The organism is Octadecabacter arcticus 238 (genome assembly GCF_000155735.2).
Taxonomy (GTDB): domain Bacteria; phylum Pseudomonadota; class Alphaproteobacteria; order Rhodobacterales; family Rhodobacteraceae; genus Octadecabacter; species Octadecabacter arcticus.
On record NC_020908.1, the window covers coordinates 293,246 to 310,000 of the forward strand.

General features: G+C 54.7%; 14 protein-coding genes and 6 pseudogenes (1 of these 20 running past the window's edge). 12 read left to right on the forward strand and 8 right to left on the reverse strand.

From position 1 onward, the window contains the following. Positions 1-136 precede the first annotated feature (136 nt). Positions 137-541 (forward strand): large conductance mechanosensitive channel protein MscL, encoded by a 405-nt coding sequence (gene mscL, locus OA238_RS01535; RefSeq protein ID WP_015493793.1) that lies wholly within the window; start codon positions 137-139, stop codon positions 539-541. A 52-nt stretch (positions 542-593) separates the two neighbouring features. Here the strand turns inward: mscL and ald are convergent, their stop codons facing one another. Then, entirely contained in the window at positions 594-1,712 is a 1,119-nt protein-coding gene (gene ald / locus OA238_RS01540) for an alanine dehydrogenase (protein WP_015493794.1), read from the reverse strand. Between the two features lie 130 nt (positions 1,713-1,842). On the opposite strand from ald, the gene OA238_RS01545 reads away from it, so the two are divergent. Next, positions 1,843-2,301: an Lrp/AsnC family transcriptional regulator gene (locus OA238_RS01545; protein ID WP_015493795.1), complete on the forward strand. Its 459-nt coding sequence runs from the start codon at positions 1,843-1,845 to the stop codon at positions 2,299-2,301. On the opposite strand, the gene OA238_RS01550 is transcribed toward OA238_RS01545, so the two are convergent. Both OA238_RS01550 and rpsU read right to left on the reverse strand, forming a co-directional pair. After that, positions 2,298-2,660, reverse strand: a complete 363-nt coding sequence (locus OA238_RS01550) for a DUF1304 domain-containing protein (RefSeq protein ID WP_015493796.1) — start codon at positions 2,658-2,660, stop codon at positions 2,298-2,300. The two genes, OA238_RS01545 and OA238_RS01550, sit on opposite strands and share 4 nt — an antisense overlap. A gap of 438 nt (positions 2,661-3,098) precedes the next feature. Next, positions 3,099-3,305 carry a 30S ribosomal protein S21 gene (gene rpsU, locus OA238_RS01555; protein ID WP_015493797.1) on the reverse strand — a complete coding sequence of 69 codons (207 nt, stop codon included), beginning with the start codon at positions 3,303-3,305 and terminating at the stop codon, positions 3,099-3,101. Between the two features lie 187 nt (positions 3,306-3,492). Here rpsU and OA238_RS01560 point away from each other — a divergent pair, with 187 nt between their 5' ends. Then, entirely contained in the window at positions 3,493-4,212 is a 720-nt protein-coding gene (locus tag OA238_RS01560) for a COQ9 family protein (protein ID WP_015493798.1), read from the forward strand. Continuing rightward, positions 4,209-5,177, forward strand: coding sequence for an NAD(P)H-quinone oxidoreductase (locus OA238_RS01565; RefSeq protein WP_015493799.1), 969 nt, complete (start codon positions 4,209-4,211; stop codon positions 5,175-5,177). Before OA238_RS01560 ends, OA238_RS01565 begins: the two co-directional genes overlap by 4 nt. A gap of 295 nt (positions 5,178-5,472) precedes the next feature. On the opposite strand, the pseudogene OA238_RS01570 reads toward OA238_RS01565, so the two are convergent. Continuing rightward, positions 5,473-5,889, reverse strand: a pseudogene (locus OA238_RS01570) (transposase); the annotation flags it as partial. Positions 5,890-6,110: 221 nt separating this feature from the next. On the opposite strand from OA238_RS01570, the pseudogene OA238_RS01575 reads away from it, so the two are divergent. Further along, positions 6,111-7,083: pseudogene (locus OA238_RS01575) on the forward strand (IS110 family RNA-guided transposase). Between the two features lie 47 nt (positions 7,084-7,130). Here OA238_RS01575 and OA238_RS33395 read toward each other — a convergent pair. Next, a pseudogene (locus OA238_RS33395) lies at positions 7,131-7,451 on the reverse strand (IS3 family transposase); the annotation flags it as partial. 731 nt (positions 7,452-8,182) lie between these two features. Here OA238_RS33395 and OA238_RS01585 point away from each other — a divergent pair. Both OA238_RS01585 and OA238_RS34400 read left to right on the forward strand, forming a co-directional pair. Continuing rightward, a complete protein-coding gene (locus tag OA238_RS01585) occupies positions 8,183-8,941 on the forward strand; it encodes a calcium-binding protein (RefSeq protein WP_044036085.1) in 759 nt (252 codons plus the stop codon). 117 nt (positions 8,942-9,058) lie between these two features. Beyond that, on the forward strand, positions 9,059-9,961 hold the full coding sequence (locus OA238_RS34400; RefSeq protein ID WP_144055806.1) for a calcium-binding protein: 903 nt from the start codon (positions 9,059-9,061) through the stop codon (positions 9,959-9,961). Between the two features lie 378 nt (positions 9,962-10,339). On the opposite strand, the pseudogene OA238_RS01595 reads toward OA238_RS34400, so the two are convergent. The 3 pseudogenes from OA238_RS01595 to OA238_RS29555 form a co-directional block, all read right to left on the reverse strand. Then, positions 10,340-11,053, reverse strand: a pseudogene (locus tag OA238_RS01595) (IS30 family transposase); the annotation flags it as partial. 42 nt (positions 11,054-11,095) lie between these two features. After that, positions 11,096-12,588 (reverse strand): annotated as a pseudogene (locus OA238_RS29550) (IS3 family transposase). Between the two features lie 73 nt (positions 12,589-12,661). Further along, a pseudogene (locus OA238_RS29555) lies at positions 12,662-12,970 on the reverse strand (helix-turn-helix domain-containing protein); the annotation flags it as partial. 117 nt (positions 12,971-13,087) lie between these two features. Between OA238_RS29555 and OA238_RS01620 the strand changes: the two are divergent. The 5 genes from OA238_RS01620 to OA238_RS01645 form a co-directional block, all read left to right on the forward strand. Continuing rightward, positions 13,088-13,714, forward strand: a complete 627-nt coding sequence (locus OA238_RS01620; protein ID WP_015493803.1) for a hypothetical protein — start codon at positions 13,088-13,090, stop codon at positions 13,712-13,714. Between the two features lie 31 nt (positions 13,715-13,745). After that, a protein-coding gene (locus OA238_RS01630; protein WP_085982723.1) for an IS3 family transposase occupies positions 13,746-15,238 on the forward strand; the annotation gives its coding sequence in 2 pieces (ribosomal slippage) (positions 13,746-14,196 and positions 14,196-15,238; 1,494 coding nt in all). A gap of 55 nt (positions 15,239-15,293) precedes the next feature. Beyond that, a complete protein-coding gene (locus OA238_RS01635; protein WP_275450503.1) occupies positions 15,294-16,064 on the forward strand; it encodes a sensor histidine kinase in 771 nt (256 codons plus the stop codon). Beyond that, positions 16,061-16,537 (forward strand): sensor histidine kinase, encoded by a 477-nt coding sequence (locus tag OA238_RS01640; protein WP_044036095.1) that lies wholly within the window; start codon positions 16,061-16,063, stop codon positions 16,535-16,537. The genes OA238_RS01635 and OA238_RS01640 overlap by 4 nt, the downstream gene beginning before the upstream one ends. A 1-nt stretch (position 16,538) precedes the next feature. Continuing rightward, positions 16,539-16,755 carry the 5' portion of a response regulator gene (locus OA238_RS01645; RefSeq protein ID WP_044036097.1) on the forward strand. Its footprint extends 167 nt past the window's final position, so the window shows 217 of its 384 coding nt (coding positions 1-217); it begins with the start codon at positions 16,539-16,541; its stop codon lies off the right edge, out of view.

Consider the following 16,755-nt stretch of genomic DNA (forward strand, 5'->3'; position numbering starts at 1 on the left):
TGAATGTCTCTCAAATGACTTAGGGGGAATGGATGTGAATTATAACCCGTTTGGCCTGTGCGCGCTTTGGGATAACGATGTGCGCGTGGGCGCAGTTGTAGAAAAAATTGTGCCATAAAATCAATGGGACAGAGAAATGTTAAAAGAATTCAGAGACTTCATCGCCAAGGGCAACGTCATGGATATGGCTGTTGGTATCATCATCGGTGCAGCATTCACCGCAATTGTTGGCAGTCTTGTGGCCGATTTGATCAACCCGATCATCAGTCTGTTCATGGGGGGCGTCGATTTTGGCGGCTTGTTTGCCAACTTGAACGGTGATTATGCAACGATCGAAGCAGCCGACGAAGCTGGCGCAGCCGTATTCGCCTATGGCCGTTTCATCATGGCGATCATCAATTTCCTCATCATCGCGTTCGTCGTGTTCATGCTGGTCCGCAGTGTTAACAAGTTGAAAAAAGCCGAAGTAGAAGCACCGGCACCAGCAGGCCCGACGCAGGAAGAATTGTTGGCGGACATCTTGGCCGCATTGAAAAAGTAGTCATACGGCTCGGATGTGGCAAAGGCCCGCCAGTGATGGCGGGCCTTTTTTATTAAGCCTTCAGCGCAAGCTGGGGCGACAATACGTCGATCCCCAGCGCCTTGCCCACTGCGTAATAGGTCAGCTGTCCGGCATGGACGTTCAGACCGTTCAGCAGATGCGCGTCGTCTTCGCACGCCTGACGCCAGCCCTTGTCGGCAAGCGCGAGCATGAACGGCATCGTTGCATTGCCCAGTGCAATCGTTGACGTGCGCGCAACCGCACCCGGCATGTTCGCAACGCAATAGTGCATTATTCCATCGACGTCGTAGATCGGGTCTTGGTGCGTGGTGGCTTTGGACGTCTCAAAGCAGCCACCTTGGTCGATGGCGACATCCACAATCACAGCCCCCTGTTTCATCTCAGACAATTGTGCACGGCTGATCAGTTTAGGCGCTGCGGCACCGGGGATCAGGACCGCCCCAATGACCATATCGGCCTCGCGTACCATTTCGATGGTATTGCCTGCGCTGGCGTACATCGTCTTGAAATCACGCCCGAAAACGTCATCAAGGTAGCGCATGCGCGCCAGTGAGCGATCCAGCACCGTGACATCTGCGCCCATGCCCGCGGCAACTCGCGCTGCGTGCGTGCCAACGACACCACCGCCGATGACGACAACCTTTGCAGGACCAACGCCGGGGACGCCGCCCATCAAAACACCGCGTCCGCCGTTTGCCTTTTGCAAGGTCCAGCTGCCGACTTGGGGTGCCAAACGACCCGCAACTTCGGACATTGGCGCTAGCAGTGGCAGACCACCGTTCGCGTCAGTTACGGTTTCGTAAGCAATCGCAGTGCATCCTGACGCCAGCAGGTCTTTGGTTTGTTCAAGGTCGGGCGCGAGGTGCAGATACGTAAACAGGACCTGCCCTTCGCGCAGCATTTTACGTTCAACGGGCTGGGGTTCTTTGACTTTTACGATCATGTCAGCAACCGCGAAAATTTCTGCCGCAGTTGCGACAATTGCGGCACCTGCACCAACATAGTCTTCGTCGGTAAATCCAGCGCCGATACCGGCCTGTGTTTCAACCGATACCGTGTGGCCGTGGACCACCGCTTCGCGGGCTGCGTTGGGGGTTAGACCGACGCGGAATTCTTGTGGCTTGATTTCTTTGGGGCAACCGATGTGCATGTAATTCTCCTCTTCCTGACGGCACAGTCGCGCCGTTTTGGTGGAAAGAACTGGCAATCTTCGGCGTGTTAGCGTTAGTAGTCACAATGATCGTCGCAATATGCGGCCAAATGCGGGAGAATTTTGCGCCATGGATCTTGATGAAATAGATCGTCGCCTTTTGAATGCGCTGCAGCGCGAAGGCCGCCTGTCGAATGCTGAGTTGTCACAGAAGGTGAATCTGTCTCCCTCAGCCTGCCACAGGCGGGTGCAGCGGCTTGAAAAGGAAGGGTTTATATCTGGTTACGTTGCACTGGTGGACCCGCGCAAAGTTGCCCGCAAAATCACTGTATTCGTTGAGATAACGTTGCGGGCGCAGGCTGATGATGTGCTTGATGCGTTTGAAAAATCGGTTGCCCGCATTCCGGACGTTTTAGAATGTCATTTGATGGCAGGGCAGGCGGACTATCTGCTGAAAGTTGTAGCAGAAGACGCTGAGGATTTCGCCCGTATTCATCGCCGCTATCTTGCCAGCCTGCCCGGTGTCCAAGGCATGCAGTCGTCGTTTGCGCTTCGCACGGTCCGCCAGACCACAGCGCTGCCTGTCTAGGACAAAAGTATCGCGATAATCGCCAGACCAGACGGGACCGTTTGCACATACATGATCCGCTTGCTGACGGTCGCGGCACCGTAAAGACCCGCGACAAAGACGCAGGCGAGGAAGAACAGCGCGACGTTCTGTGACCAAGCCCCATCATTGATCAGCAAGGACCAGACCAGACCTGCGGCCAGAAACCCGTTATACAGCCCCTGATTGGCGGCCATTGCCTTGGTTTTAGGGAACATGTCGGCGGACAGATTACCAAAGATCTTTGGCCCACGGGATTCCCAAGCGAACATCTCAAACCACATGATATAGATGTGTAGCAAGGCGATCAGCAAGATGAGCAGCGAAGCGAGCGTGGCCATATTCGGTCTCCGATGACTTTTGTGGTATAAGCGTAGCATAGCACAAGTGGCACGGATAGATTGGTGCAACGCCATTGTTGTGACGTCGCGGGTAATGCCGCTTGTGAAAATCTGGAAACATGGCGTCACTTGGCGCTGCAGGGTTTTCGACATGTAAAGGAAGGGTTTAGAAAATGCGTAATATTCTAATTTTGCTTGGTCTTGTCGTTGTCGTCATCGCAATTATCTATTTCATCTGAGGAGAGCGACTATGCGGAACATTCTTTATATCATCGGACTTGTTGTTGTTGTCATGGTTGTCCTGCGTCTTGCGGGTATAGCGTAAACAAAACCCCGATCGGTGCTTTTAGATGCACCTGATAATCCAGCAATCAAAGAAAAACCCCCGCGCCAAAAGGTACGGGGGTTTTGCTTATTTAAAACGCTGTCAGGAGGTGCTTAGAGCATCCCCTCACGCTCGAGCTTTTTACGAGCCAGCTTGCGCTGACGGCGAATTGCCTCGGCCTGTTGGCGCGCCTTTTTCTCCGACGGTTTTTCGAAAGCTTGCTTAAGCTTCATCTCACGAAAAACGCCTTCACGCTGGAGCTTTTTCTTCAGAGCGCGGAGCGCCTGATCGACGTTGTTTTCACGAACACTTACCTGCATGTGGTTTTCACCACCTCTCTAAGTTGGATTTGCAATAAGTTGCAGGACGTCGTCATATAGCAAGCCGACCCTATATTGTCCACTGTACCTTGCGGTGTTCCCTTGGCGTTTTGTCTTTTTTTGCATTCCGGCAAAGCGACAGGCCGTGAACAAGCGATTCAAGTTAACCGCAAAGTGCGCTAGGAAGATGCAAACGCCTGAAGTGGAGCCTGATTTGAAACCATTACCTGACCCCCGTGCCCTTACATTGTTGGATGCAATCCTGCCCCAGGTGGCCTTTGATGGCTGGTCTGACGGTGCGTTTGTCGCAGCGGTCGATGAGTGTGGATTACCGATAGTGCAAGCCCGCAGCGTCTGCCCGCGTGGAGCGACCGATTTGGCGATTCTATTTCACACACAGGGCGATGCGGCGATGGTTGCAGCGCTGTCATCGTCCGACCTCAGCGATATGCGGTTTCGCGATAAGGTCTCCCTTGCGGTGCAATTGCGACTGGATGCGGTGACTGACAAAGAGGCCGTGCGGCGCGGCTCTGCGCTGTTTGGCCTACCGCATATGGTGCCTGATGGGTCCAAGCTGATCTGGGGCACCGCTGACGCGATTTGGACCGCACTTGGTGATACGTCTGACGACATCAATTGGTACACAAAACGGGCGACGCTGTCGGCTGTTTACGGATCGGTTGTGCTGTATTGGCTTGGTGATGACACCGACGACGGGCAAGCGACCAGCGATTTTATTGATCGTCGGATTGAAAACGTCATGCAGTTTGAAAGCTTTAAAGCGGCGGTAAACAAGAACCCGTTGCTCAAGCCCTTAGCGGGGGCAATCGCCCAGCTCACGTCGCGCGTCAAAGCGCCAAGCGCGCCGCCCGACGATCTGCCAGGGTCATGGAGAACACCGCGATGAAGGCTGTTGAAATCGCCAAAGCTGGCGGGCCAGAGGTTCTGACGTTGATCGATATGCCGAAGCCTGAGCCCGCGTTCGGGCAAGTGCGGATCAAGGTCGCCTATGCGGGGGTAAATCGCCCCGATGCACTGCAACGTGCCGGACTGTACAACCCACCCAAGGGCGCAAGCCCGCTGCCCGGTCTGGAAGCAGCAGGGGCAATCAGCGCAATCGGTGCTGGCGTGACCGGATGGGCCATTGGGGATGCTGTTTGTGCGTTGTTGCCCGGTGGCGGGTATGCGCAAGAGGTCGTGACTCCTGCCGCCCATTGTCTGCCTCTTCCCGATGGGTTGTCCCTGAAACAGGCCGCCTGCCTGCCCGAAACCTTCTTTACCGTCTGGTCCAACGTGTTCATGCGGGGCGGTCTGCGCGCGGGGGAGCGGTTCTTGGTCCACGGTGGATCGTCCGGCATTGGCACCACCGCGATCCAGTTAGGACATGCGTTCGGCGCACGGGTGTTCACCACCGCCGGATCGGAGGCCAAATGTCGCGCGTGTCTGGACCTCGGCGCTGAGGTTGTGATGAACTATCGCGACGTGGATTTCGTCGATGAAATCAAAGCTCAGGGTGGCGCGAACCTGATCCTTGATATGGTTGGTGGAGACTATCTGCCGCGTAACGTGCGCGCACTGGCCGACGATGGTCGTCTTGTTCAGATCGCATTCCTGCAAGGCCCCACGATCGAGCTTAACTTTGCCCACCTGATGATGCGCCGCCTGACGATCACCGGATCAACTTTGCGTCCGCAGTCCGATTTGGCCAAGGCCGAAATTGCACTGCAATTGCGCACACACGTTTGGCCGCTTCTTGCTTCTGGAAAGATATCGCCTGTGATGGACCAAGAATTCGCACTGGCCGATGCCAGCGCAGCGCACACGCGAATGGAAAGCAGTCAACACATCGGCAAGATTGTTCTGAAAATATAAGGCATGCACGCCTAGGTCGCCAAGGTCCGCTCCTCCAATTGGGCATTTAGGCCAAGCTCTTTTTCTTTGCTTGTTTTGGGTCTTTGTCACTCATCCGGGTCACGCTTCTCTTCGCAGTTTATTGTGATGCTCGAACAGCACCGCTGCGCGCATATGTCGGATTGGGCGTGGAGAGCCTAGCTTTGAGACACGCTTCAAGTGGCGCAGCAGACACTTTCGGCTTTTTCCACAAACAGAGGTGGTCCTGCTTTTTCGACTAGTTTGCAGCCTTTTTAAAGTGGACCATGGTTTCTGTTCAGCCTGCTAATCTCATTGGTTCTGTTTTGCTTGCATATGCCTCGTCAGGGGTCAAGATTTCGTGGGTCGAATGCGGGCGCTCGACGTTATAGTAAGCCAGCCACTTTTCGATACCAGCCGTCGCCTCTGAGCCTGTCTCAAAGGCGTGCAAATAGACGCATTCGTACTTGAGGGATCGCCACAGCCGTTCGATCATGCTGTCGTCAATCCAGCGCTCTTTGCCATCCATGCTGATCTTAATTTTCGCATCAGTCAGCACGTCGATCCAATCGCCACTGGTGAACTGGCTGCCCTGATCTGTGTTGAATATCTCCGGCGTACCGTGTTTGGCCAAGGCCTCTTCCAGTGCTTCAACACAGAACGCAGCGTCCATGCTGTTTGATAGCCGCCAGCTCAGCACTTTGCGGCTGTACCAGGCCAAAGCCCCCTCTTGTCTTATGATTTTGGCAGTTTCTATGCGAAGCTGGAACAGCTGCGCAGCACGTCATTTATGCCAGGCAGCGGCGGAGGTTGGACCGTTCCCCTCTTGGTCGTTGAGGACCGTCGCTGAGTAAGGTCACCTCCGTCTTTTTTTGAAACCTGAACGGATACTTGGGCTTTGGGCCCGCATGACAAGACAAGGTTAGGAAGAGACACATGGAAGATACCATTGGGATCGACATTTCGAAAGACACATTGGACGCTTATTGGTTGTCCTCGCGAGAGCACAGGCAGTTTTGCGATGACAAAGCTGGCGCTAAGGCACTCGCATTTTGGGCGAGAAAAACAGAAGTTTCCCGCGTCATTTTTGAAGCAACAGGCATTTATCACAGGTGCATCGAAACGGGCTTGGCTCAACACGGGATCAGCTTTGCACGGGTCAATCCGCGTCAGGCCCGCCGGTTCTGCGAAGGTGAGCGATTTGGTCGCCATCGGTTCAAGACTAATCGCGAACGGCCGGCTGGCCAAAACGGACCGGGTGGACGCTGCGCTATTAGCCAAAATGGGCGCACTTCTGGAATTGAGAGCAGACCAACCCAAAAGCGAAACACTTCATGATCTCAAGCAGCTGGCAACAGCCAGGCTGGCATTGATCAAGGACCGGACCGCAGCAAAGGCACGACTTGCCGCAACGACGCACGTCCTGCCTTCCCAGCAGATCAAACGACGTCTGAAACAGATCGAACGTGACTTGTCGCAAGTTACCGAGGCAATCGATGCCATCGTTGCGGCAGACAAAGATCTCGCTGCACGCGCCGAGATTCTTACAAGCATTCCGGGCATCGCAAAGGTAACAGCCTGTGCGATATTAACCGAAATGCCCGAACTCGGACATTTGAGTGGCAAGAAAGCAGCGGCGCGGGCGGGCCTTGCACCCATATCGAGGCAATCGGGAAAGTGGCAAGGCAAGGAACGCATCCAGGGCGGTCGCGCCAGCGTCAGGCGCGCAGTCTATCTGCCAGCGGTTGTTGCTACACGCTTCAATCCAGACATGAAGGCAAAATACGAACATCTGATATCGACTGGGAAATGCAAGAAGCTGGCGATCACAGCCGTTATGCGAAAGCTGATTGTCACCGCAAATGCTCTTCTACGGGATCAGCGAAAATGGGGCGAATATCCAGCTTGACCAATACGGATACTCATCGTTTGCAAGCAAACCAATGCCGGGCAGCGGATCGCGACCAAATACAGGAAGCCACGCCGCATCCATTGCCGACAGGCGATTGCAAAGCAATCTGCCGAGAGGGGGATGTAAGTGATGTCTGCGCACCAAACCTGATCGGGTCGATCAATCACCACATTCCTAAGCAGATACGGCCAGATCTTGTGCTGTGGATGCTTCTTGCTCGTGTTTGGCTCCTGATAAATCGGAACCAACCTCATGAGCCGCATCAGAGGGCGCGCGCGATGGCGGCCGCATTTGTGGTTGTCGCGCTTCATGTGCCGAGCCATTTGGCGCGATCCGTACCAAGGCGTCTCCAAAAACTGCTTATCCCCTCTCGGGATCATACTTAGCATGACCCTGACGGCAGCGGGACGAATAGTTCTTTCGTTTTGTCATTTTGGAGCGTCACTTTCATCATGCGATCCACCTTAACAACTGGCCTGAAATTCCGCGACCACCTCTGTAAAAACTGGCACGTTTTTTATGGCCAGTAGTGACGGTCGATACATGATCCGTCGTCTCACCTGTGCATCCACATATTTATAAACCTTGGTAACCGTGATTGTTAACATGTGAGCGGTATTTCGTGGCCAAGTTTGGGTCCTTCGTTTGGCCTAGCAAGATCGGAAAGACCGTGACCCAAGTCCACATCCCTGTAGCGGTTTACACAGCGGCGATTTACCGCCTATAAAAAAGTGTTGAATAGTTAATTAGTAAAATATCCGGAGCCTAGCTTCTGGGTGAAGGAGTTAGAATATGACCACATTACGGTGCCATTCGCGAAGAAGGGTTCTATGATGCAGGCCTCAACGAATACATTCTCACGGGTGTCACGCCGATAACCTTTGAAATTGTTGTCCCTGACTCATCGATTGGTTTTAGCTTTACCGAACTGGCAAACCCTGATCCAGATCCCGAAAACATTGATCAGGTTCAGGTTATTAACGACGCTTACACGATCCGCATTGATGGTATCGTAGTCGACCCCGCAGACATCGAGGCGAATGCCGCGCGCGTCTTTTGGTCGGATGACGACGGGTCCTACAGTACGGACTTTCTTGTGCTGAATTACTTTCCCATTTTTCAGGATTCAACGGTCCAATTTTCCCGACTTGGGGGAGATCCACTTCCGGATCTCAGTACGCTTGAACTTTATAATGCCTTTTTTAGCAGTATCGTAGGCATTAGCGAAATCTTGGATGGGCCGTTCCGCAACGATCAAAACTTCGGTTTCAATGAGCTTGCCTCCCTGCTCTCCACAACCGAAAATGACTTGATCGAAGGCAACGACGCCAACGAAACGCTATCCGGCGGGCTTGGTCACGATGACATCTTTGGCGGCGGCGGTATGGATACGATCTATGGCGGCGATGGCGACGATGAGATTTATGTCTTCTACGGACAAGACGGCGTTCAACTGTTCGGTGGGGCGGGCGCAGACTTTTTTATCGTATCCCGGAACGATAATTCCAGTGTGTTCGGCGGCAGCGATTCCGACCGCCTATTTGTTGTAGACGCTATCAGCGACAATATTGTCATCGATGTGGCGAACAATGCTGTCATTGGGGACGGGTATTCGACCAGCTTTGATGGCATCGAACGGTTTGACGCATATTTGGAACAAGGTGATCTGACATTTCTTGGCAGCGATGGCGACGACCGCCTTCGCCTACGCAGCGACGGCCCCGACTTTCTGACGTTCATCGGTGGTGACGGAACCGACCAACTTGAATTGAACAGGATCAACGCAAATGGCGCCGACAACGTAGGCTTGGGTGTTACGCGCGCGGAGTTCGAGGCAGAAGTTCGCTTGTTTTAGCAGGAAGACGGGACACATACGTTCGTCAGCATTTCGGACGACACTGTATTCGCAATCCTCGACAGCGTAGAGGAGTTTCGCTTTACCGTCGGAACCGACGGTGGCAGTGAAATCGTGTTGCTGTCTGAATTGGCCGAACCCCAACCAGAAGTGCCGGGCATTACCGTAGCGGGCGTCGGGTCCTGCGATAGCATTGATGGCACGCAAGGCACTGACAATCTGTCGGGCGGCCTTGGCAACGACACGCTGTATGGCGGCGGTGGCGGCGATCAGTTGAACGGTGGCCTTGGCTTTGATGACATGTATGGCGGGTCTGGCAACGACGTGATGGTCGGGCTCAACGGCTTTGATACCTTGTACGGCGGCAGCGGTGACGACAACCTGAAGGGCAATTCGGGAAACGACACGTTGTTTGGCGGGAATGGCAACGACATCCTGAACGGCGGGCAGGGCGCGGATGTGATGCACGGCGACGGTGACAGCGACACCATCACCGGGCTGGGTGGCGCTGACATTTTGTATGGCGGTGACGGTGACGACAATCTGAGCGGCAACGCAGCCAATGACCTTATCTATGGTGACGCTGGGAATGACATTATTGAGGGCGGTCAGGGTGCGGATGATCTGTTCGGCGGCGACGGTGACGATGTTATTTCGGGGTCTGTCGGGTTTGATACCTTGTATGGCGGTGACGGTGATGACGACCTAAACGGCAACGCGGGCAATGATTTTATCAATGGCGGGTTGGGCGACGATTTGCTGCGCGGTGGCACTGGTGCGGATACGTTCGAATTTCTTGCCGGCGACGGGCGCGACACGATCCGTGACTTTGGCAATAGCGTCGACACCATTCAACTCGACGCCTCCCTCGCCGCAGATTTCGCGGCCCTGCGCCTGCTGGCCGATGTTGTGGACGGCAATCTGGTGATCGCCTTCGACGCCAGCACATCCCTGACACTGAACAATGTCGGCAACGTCAATGCGCTGACAGATGATGTGACCTATCTGGATTTGATCTAAGGTTAAGCCGAACGGGGCTAACTTTCCGTTGGCCCATAAGATTTAACACAGGCCCGCATAAAGCGTGGGCCTGTGTTCGTTTACTGTGCGTGTGTCCGCGTTCGACGGGCAGGGCTGATCGTAGGCCTTCGTTGCAGGTGCACGATCCGAACACTTTGCATCGGAAAGCGAGCCCTTAAGTGGCGAGGCTGAGACCCGATTGGGTGCTGCTGTTTAGGAGTAAAGTCAGTTCCCAAACCTATCCTTTTGCAGCTCAATTTCGCAGGTTTAGGCACGAAATCTATCTAAAGATAATTTGTGCGGCTGCGGTCCTTAACCTATGCCGTTGGCAGTTCTGTGAAAAACGACATGGTTAATTTTCCGGAGCAGTACTTGGATTCAAACATCAAGTGCAACGGTTGATTTAAAGGCCACGATTTCGTCGGCCATAGCTTCAGCGGGTGTTCTCCATCCGAGGGTTTTTCTTGGACGGTTGTTCATCAGGTTTGCAACGTCGTTGAGCCATGTTTGGCTTGCACCGTTCAGGTCAGTTCCTTTGGGCATGAACTGACGCAGCAGTCCGTTGGTGTTCTCGTTGCTGCCGCGCTGCCAGGGAGCATGCGGATCGCAGAACCAGATATCAATTTTCAATCGTCGCGCCAATTCCGGATGGCAGGCCATTTCGGAGCCACGGTCATAGGTCATGCTCTTGCGCAAATCAGCGGGTAGTCGTCTCATCTGGCGGGTGAAGCTGTCAAGCGCGGCCTCGGCCCCATTGCCATCCATTTTGCAAAGAATGACGAAGCGTGTCTTGCGCTCGACCAAGGTCCCCACTGGCGAGCGATTGAATGCGCCCTTGATGAGGTCGCCCTCCCAATGGCCTGGTACCAGTCGTGCTTCGATCTCTTCAGGGCGATTGATAATGCGCAATGATTCCGGGACCATAGCACTGCCCGCCGCTGTCCTGCGCTTGAGCCCACGCTTAGGCTTCGCTTGACGCAACGCCTCGATCATCGCCGCCTTCAGCCCGCCACGTGGCTGCGCGTAAATCGCGGCATAGATGGTCTCATGGCTCACATGGGCGGATGGATCATCAGGCTTCATGAGACGCAGTCCGGAACGTGTCAACGACTTTGAGACAGTGGCTTTTGGACTTTAGGCTTGGGTTTCTTCGGTTGGTTTTGGTGGGTTGATCCAGACGGCGGTCGGGATTTGAGGCGGTTTTGGTGGTTTGTGTACGAAGCGTTCGGGCGTGGCGAGGAATGCCGCGTCTAGTGTTGCTTGTCGCGCGGTGTAGATTTCTTGGGCCTGCCCAAAATGGATTTGGTCGGGCGTCATCAGACCAATCCCGGCGTGATGATGGTCTTGGTTATACCATGCAAAGAACCTGCGGCAGAATGCGCGAGCCTGCTCGATGGTTTCAAAGTTCTTGGGGAACTCTGGCTGATATTTCAGTGTTTTGAAGTGGGCTTCGGAGAACGGGTTGTCGTTTGAGGTGTGGGGCCGACTGTGGAACTTGAGCACACCAAGATCAACCAGCATCAGGGCTGTCGTCTTTGCCTTCATGGGCCCACCGCGATCTGCATGCAATGTCAGCTGATCGCGTGGAACCTCGTGTTTTTCCATCGCGTCGATGAACAGCTCTTTGAACTGGCTGGCGCTCTCCGCGTGCTCGACGCGCCAGCCAACAACGCGGCGGCTGAAGATGTCGAGGATGACATAGAGATAGAAGTAGGACCATTTCACCGGGCCCCTCAGCTTGGTGATGTCCCAAGACTAGACCTGATTGGGGGCTTCAGCTAGAAGTTCAGGCTTTTGATAGACGGGATGTGTGCGCTGTCGGCGGCGTTCGCCAACTTCGCCCTGCGCGGCCAATATCCGATACATCGTGCGGATTGAACACAGATAGGTGCCTTCATCCAGCAAGGTGGCAAAGACCTCTGTGGGCGTCTGATCCGCAAAGCGGGGTTCGCGTAGATGGTGCAATACCTGGTCTCTTTCCCTTTCCGGCAGAGCCCGCGAAGACGCTGCGCGCGGTGGGCGTGTGCGTGGTGGTGCAGTCAGCGCCGCACGCTGTCGAAGAACGCTCGCGCGCGATAATGATAGCGCGGCGCAAACAGCCGAGGTCAAGCCGCTGCCGGTGGGCAATGCAATCGCGACGGCCATCATGATTTGCCGCTGCGCTCTTGCGTCTGCTCCATCTCGTCCAGAAGTCCCGCCACTTTTTTTTGGATGGCAATGATGGCTTCCGCCTGATCCAGACGGCGCCGCAAGGCTGTCACCTCACGGTTGGCCTTAGCCAGCTCAGCTTGCAATGGATTGGCAGGTGCCTTTTGTGGGCCACGGCGCATTGGCTGCAATGCACCCAATGTGCCGGCCGCCCGCGCACGGCGCCAATCGGTCAGTGCAGAGGAATAAAGCCCCTCCCGCCGTAGAATGGCGGAAACCCCGCCAGTGTCTGCCACTTGGTCCGTCTCATCCAGAATGCGCAGTTTGTATTTGGCTGTGAAGTTGCGTCGCTTCGGGATGCTCGTCAGTTCCGCTGTGGGAGCCAACGGCGCATTAACAACGCGGGGAGGCGACGTCGGGGCCAAAACGGCTCCAGATCCAGCATCTGGCGAAAGTGGTGATTGTGAAGGCATAACCATGGGTTCGTTCTCCTACGCCCTCAAGTGTAAACTTTAGCCAGTCAATTGTCTCACGCTTATTGGCACGGAGGGGTTTCTGCGCAATCTGCTCAGGCGACCAGTGCAGATGTACGAGCTTGCCATGAACGAAACGATAAAGATCGCTCCCCTCCACAAGCTTGCGCTTGCGGCGGCAGCGCGCGCGCCGGGCATCATAGGCCTGCCGCGCCGCTTGCGGGCAATAGCTGCCGTCTTCCTGCCGACCTCGCGCCAGCTCACGGCAGATCGTGCTCGCCGGGCGATGCAAAAGCTGGCCGATCAACCGCTGACTGCTGCCCCTATTGTGCTCGGCTAATATCACGCCACGATCCTCGCTGCTGAGGTGCTTGCTTCGTATGTCCATCACAACATCCTATGCCCAAAGGGCTCTGAGTGTTGCATTTGAAACTTGAGTCTAAGGTACTCTTTGGTTTTTTTTATCGAGTAGTCGGACAAAGAGCGACTTCCAGAAGGTAACGGAATGCTGGGCAATGCTAAGGCGATCGAAACTGCGCTGGGGGAATCAAGGCTTCCCACGAAATGGTCTGGGTTTCGGGTCAGCATTAGGTGGGTCATATTTACGAGCTTAATGCTTGTGTCTGTGCTGCCCATCCTTGGCCTCTACAAGTGGATGGAGCGCAGTGCGATCCAGAAAGAGATCGCATATGTTGACGAAAATCACCTCATAATCGCCAACAATTTTGCCGCCGCAATGGAACGGTATGCCAATGATGTTGCGTCGGTTTTCGAACTGACGATCAGCAATCTTGAGGTGTTCGGTGAACTTGCCTTGAGCGAAACACTTGATGGTTTTGACCTTAGCTTTGTAACCGTTGTTGATGCTAACGATACTATCTTGAACGAGGTCAGGGCGGTAGGTACAGCAGCTTCGCCACGCCTCTCATTTGAACAAATGGCAGGACTTCGCGCGCAAGCTGCAATTGATCCCGGCCAAACGGTCTTCTCAGGCGTTCTGCAATTCGATGGAGCGCCTCACTTGTTTTTGGTTCGTTCTCAATCGGATGGTAGGCTGGCGTTCGCGGTTTTGAAATTGCGGTATTTGGTCGAGCCCTCCGTGCCAATAAGCGTGAGACAATTGACTGGCTAAAGTTTACACTTGAGGGCGTAGGAGAAGAACCATGGTTATGCCTTCACAATCACCACTTTCGCCAGATGCTGGATCTGGAGCCGTTTTGGCCCCGACGTCGCCTCCCCGCGTTGTTAATGCGCCGTTGGCTCCCACAGCGGAACTGACGAGCATCCCGAAGCGGCGCAACTTCACAGCCAAATACAAACTGCGCATTCTGGATGAGACGGACCAAGTGGCAGACACTGGCGGGGTTTCCGCCATTCTACGGCGGGAGGGGCTTTATTCCTCTGCACTGACCGATTGGCGCCGTGCGCGGGCGGCCGGCACATTGGGTGCATTGCAGCCAATGCGCCGTGGCCCACAAAAGGCACCTGCCAATCCATTGCAAGCTGAGCTGGCCAAGGCCAACCGTGAGGTGACAGCCTTGCGGCGCCGTCTGGATCAGGCGGAAGCCATCATTGCCATCCAAAAAAAAGTGGCGGGACTTCTGGACGAGATGGAGCAGACGCAAGAGCGCAGCGGCAAATCATGATGGCCGTCGCGATTGCATTGCCCACCGGCAGCGGCTTGACCTCGGCTGTCTGCGCCGCGCTATCATTATCGCGCGCGAGCGTTCTTCGACAGCGTGCGGCGCTGACGGCACCACCACGCACACGCCCACCGCGCGCAGCGTCTTCGCGGGCTCTGCCGGAAAGGGAAAGAGACCAGGTATTGCACCACCTGCGCGAACCCCGCTTTGCGGATCAGACGCCCACAGAGGTCTTTGCCACCTTGCTGGATGAAGGCACCTATCTGTGTTCAATCCGCACGATGTATCGGATATTGGCCGCGCAGGGCGAAGTTGGCGAACGCCGCCGACAGAGCACACATCCCGTCTATCAAAAGCCTGAACTTCTAGCTGAAGCCCCCAATCAGGTCTGGTCTTGGGACATCACCAAGCTGATGGGCCCGGTGAAATGGTCCTACTTCTATCTCTATGTCATCCTCGACATCTTCAGCCGCCGCGTTGTTGGCTGGCGCGTCGAGCACGCGGAGAGCGCCAGCCAGTTCAAAGAGCTGTTCATCGACGCGATGGAAAAACACGAGGTTCCACGCGATCAGCTGACATTGCATGCAGATCGCGGTGGGCCCATGAAGGCAAAGACGACAGCCCTGATGCTGGTTGATCTTGGTGTGCTCAAGTTCCACAGTCGGCCCCACACCTCAAACGACAACCCGTTCTCCGAAGCCCACTTCAAAACACTGAAATATCAGCCAGAGTTCCCCAAGAACTTTGAAACCATCGAGCAGGCTCGCGCATTCTGCCGCAGGTTCTTTGCATGGTATAACCAAGACCATCATCACGCCGGGATTGGTCTGATGACGCCCGACCAAATCCATTTTGGGCAGGCCCAAGAAATCTACACCGCGCGACAAGCAACACTAGACGCGGCATTCCTCGCCACGCCCGAACGCTTCGTACACAAACCACCAAAACCGCCTCAAATCCCGACCGCCGTCTGGATCAACCCACCAAAACCAACCGAAGAAACCCAAGCCTAAAGTCCAAAAGCCACTGTCTCAAAGTCGTTGACACGTTCCGGAGCTCCAGAAATCGATTAAGTTTGGGATACTCGGTCACTCCATGATCGTGGACCAAAACGGCCTTGTGATTGCCCATCCAAATCCAGAGTGGCAGGCGACCTCAAAAGACGCCAGCGGGCTGTCAGTCGTCAGACAGATGATGCAAGGCGAAACGGGCGTCGCGACGTTCTATTCTCCGCCTATGCAAGCCGACATGATATCTGGGTTCACTTTTGTTGCGCGCACAGGCTGGGGCGTGATGGTGCCCCAACCCATGAGCGAACTGGTGGCGCGGGCCAAAGCCTCCCAGAACACCGCATTGGCGATTTTCTTTTTCGAAGTTTGCCTGCTCGTCTTGCTATGTTGGTGGTTGTCGCGCCTTATTTCGACCCCGATCCAACATTTCGTTACGACGGCAGAGGCGGTCTCGGGCGGCGATCTCGCTGCGCGGGTCGACGTGAGCGATGCTAAAGTGGTGATATCAGAAGCCCAACTGTTAGGCGCGAGCTTCAATAAAGTCATCTCTGATCTGCAAGCGGATCGGAACCAGATGACGAATGCGTTGGACGCAGCCCTTAAGGGGGAGCGAGCAAAGTCGCAGTTTCTGACTGTCATGTCCCATGAGGTCCGAACGCCAATGCACGGGCTCATGGGCGTCCTTGAACTAATCGAGGGTGGCACAACGGATGATGATCAACGGTATCTGCTAACCGTTGGAAAAAGGCGGCCAATGACATGGTCCGCCTCTTTGATGACGCGCTACTGTTCGCTAAGCTCGAAGCCAACGCACAAAAGAGCGAGGTGAGCAAATTTAACCTCGCAGACGTGGTTCAAAGTGCGATTGAATTATTTCATCCGCTCGCCTCGCAAAAAGGTCTCTCCCTGACCTCGACCGTTTCTGATCAAATGCTGCGTGGTGATCCACAGTCGATCAGTCAAATCTTGCTGAATCTTGTCGGAAACGCAGTGAAATTTACCACTGAAGGGAAAATTCATATCGCGGCCGAACTTGGCAGCGATGGCTTCGGAGCGGACAGGCTCATTCTGTCGGTAAGCGATAGTGGGATCGGCATAGCGAAGGGCGCGCAAGCGACAATCTTCGAAGAGTTCTACCAAGTTGATTCTGCGCTATCACGCACCAATGAGGGGTCAGGTCTTGGACACGCAATTTCGTGGCGCCTTGCGGGCCTCATGAAAGGCGAAATATCTCTAACCAGCGATCCAAGCATAGGATCATGTTTCCAACTAAGTATTCCTGTCTGCGTGGTTGAGGTCTAATATGCTGGAACCACAGAGCGCCCCAAAACGACTGCTTGTCGTAGAAGATAATCGGTTAAATTTGCTTATCGTCACCCGTTTTCTTGTGTCTTTTGGGCATGAATTTGACGCAGTTGACAACGGCTTGGACTGCATCGAACTTTTAAATGAACACAACTACGATCTGGTACTGACAGACATTTCTATGCCAGGGATGAATGGCATAGATGTCGCAAGAA

Excerpts from the sequence above, each read along its gene's own strand:
- mscL (WP_015493793.1), top strand. The coding sequence starts at position 137 with ATGTTAAAAGAATTCAGAGACTTCATCGCCAAGGGCAACGTCATGGAT.
- ald (WP_015493794.1), bottom strand. The coding sequence starts at position 1,712 with ATGCACATCGGTTGCCCCAAAGAAATCAAGCCACAAGAATTCCGCGTC.
- OA238_RS01545 (WP_015493795.1), top strand. The coding sequence starts at position 1,843 with ATGGATCTTGATGAAATAGATCGTCGCCTTTTGAATGCGCTGCAGCGC.
- OA238_RS01550 (WP_015493796.1), bottom strand. The coding sequence starts at position 2,660 with ATGGCCACGCTCGCTTCGCTGCTCATCTTGCTGATCGCCTTGCTACAC.
- rpsU (WP_015493797.1), bottom strand. The coding sequence starts at position 3,305 with ATGCAGGTAAGTGTTCGTGAAAACAACGTCGATCAGGCGCTCCGCGCT.
- OA238_RS01560 (WP_015493798.1), top strand. The coding sequence starts at position 3,493 with ATGCAAACGCCTGAAGTGGAGCCTGATTTGAAACCATTACCTGACCCC.
- OA238_RS01565 (WP_015493799.1), top strand. The coding sequence starts at position 4,209 with ATGAAGGCTGTTGAAATCGCCAAAGCTGGCGGGCCAGAGGTTCTGACG.
- OA238_RS01620 (WP_015493803.1), top strand. The coding sequence starts at position 13,088 with ATGCTGGGCAATGCTAAGGCGATCGAAACTGCGCTGGGGGAATCAAGG.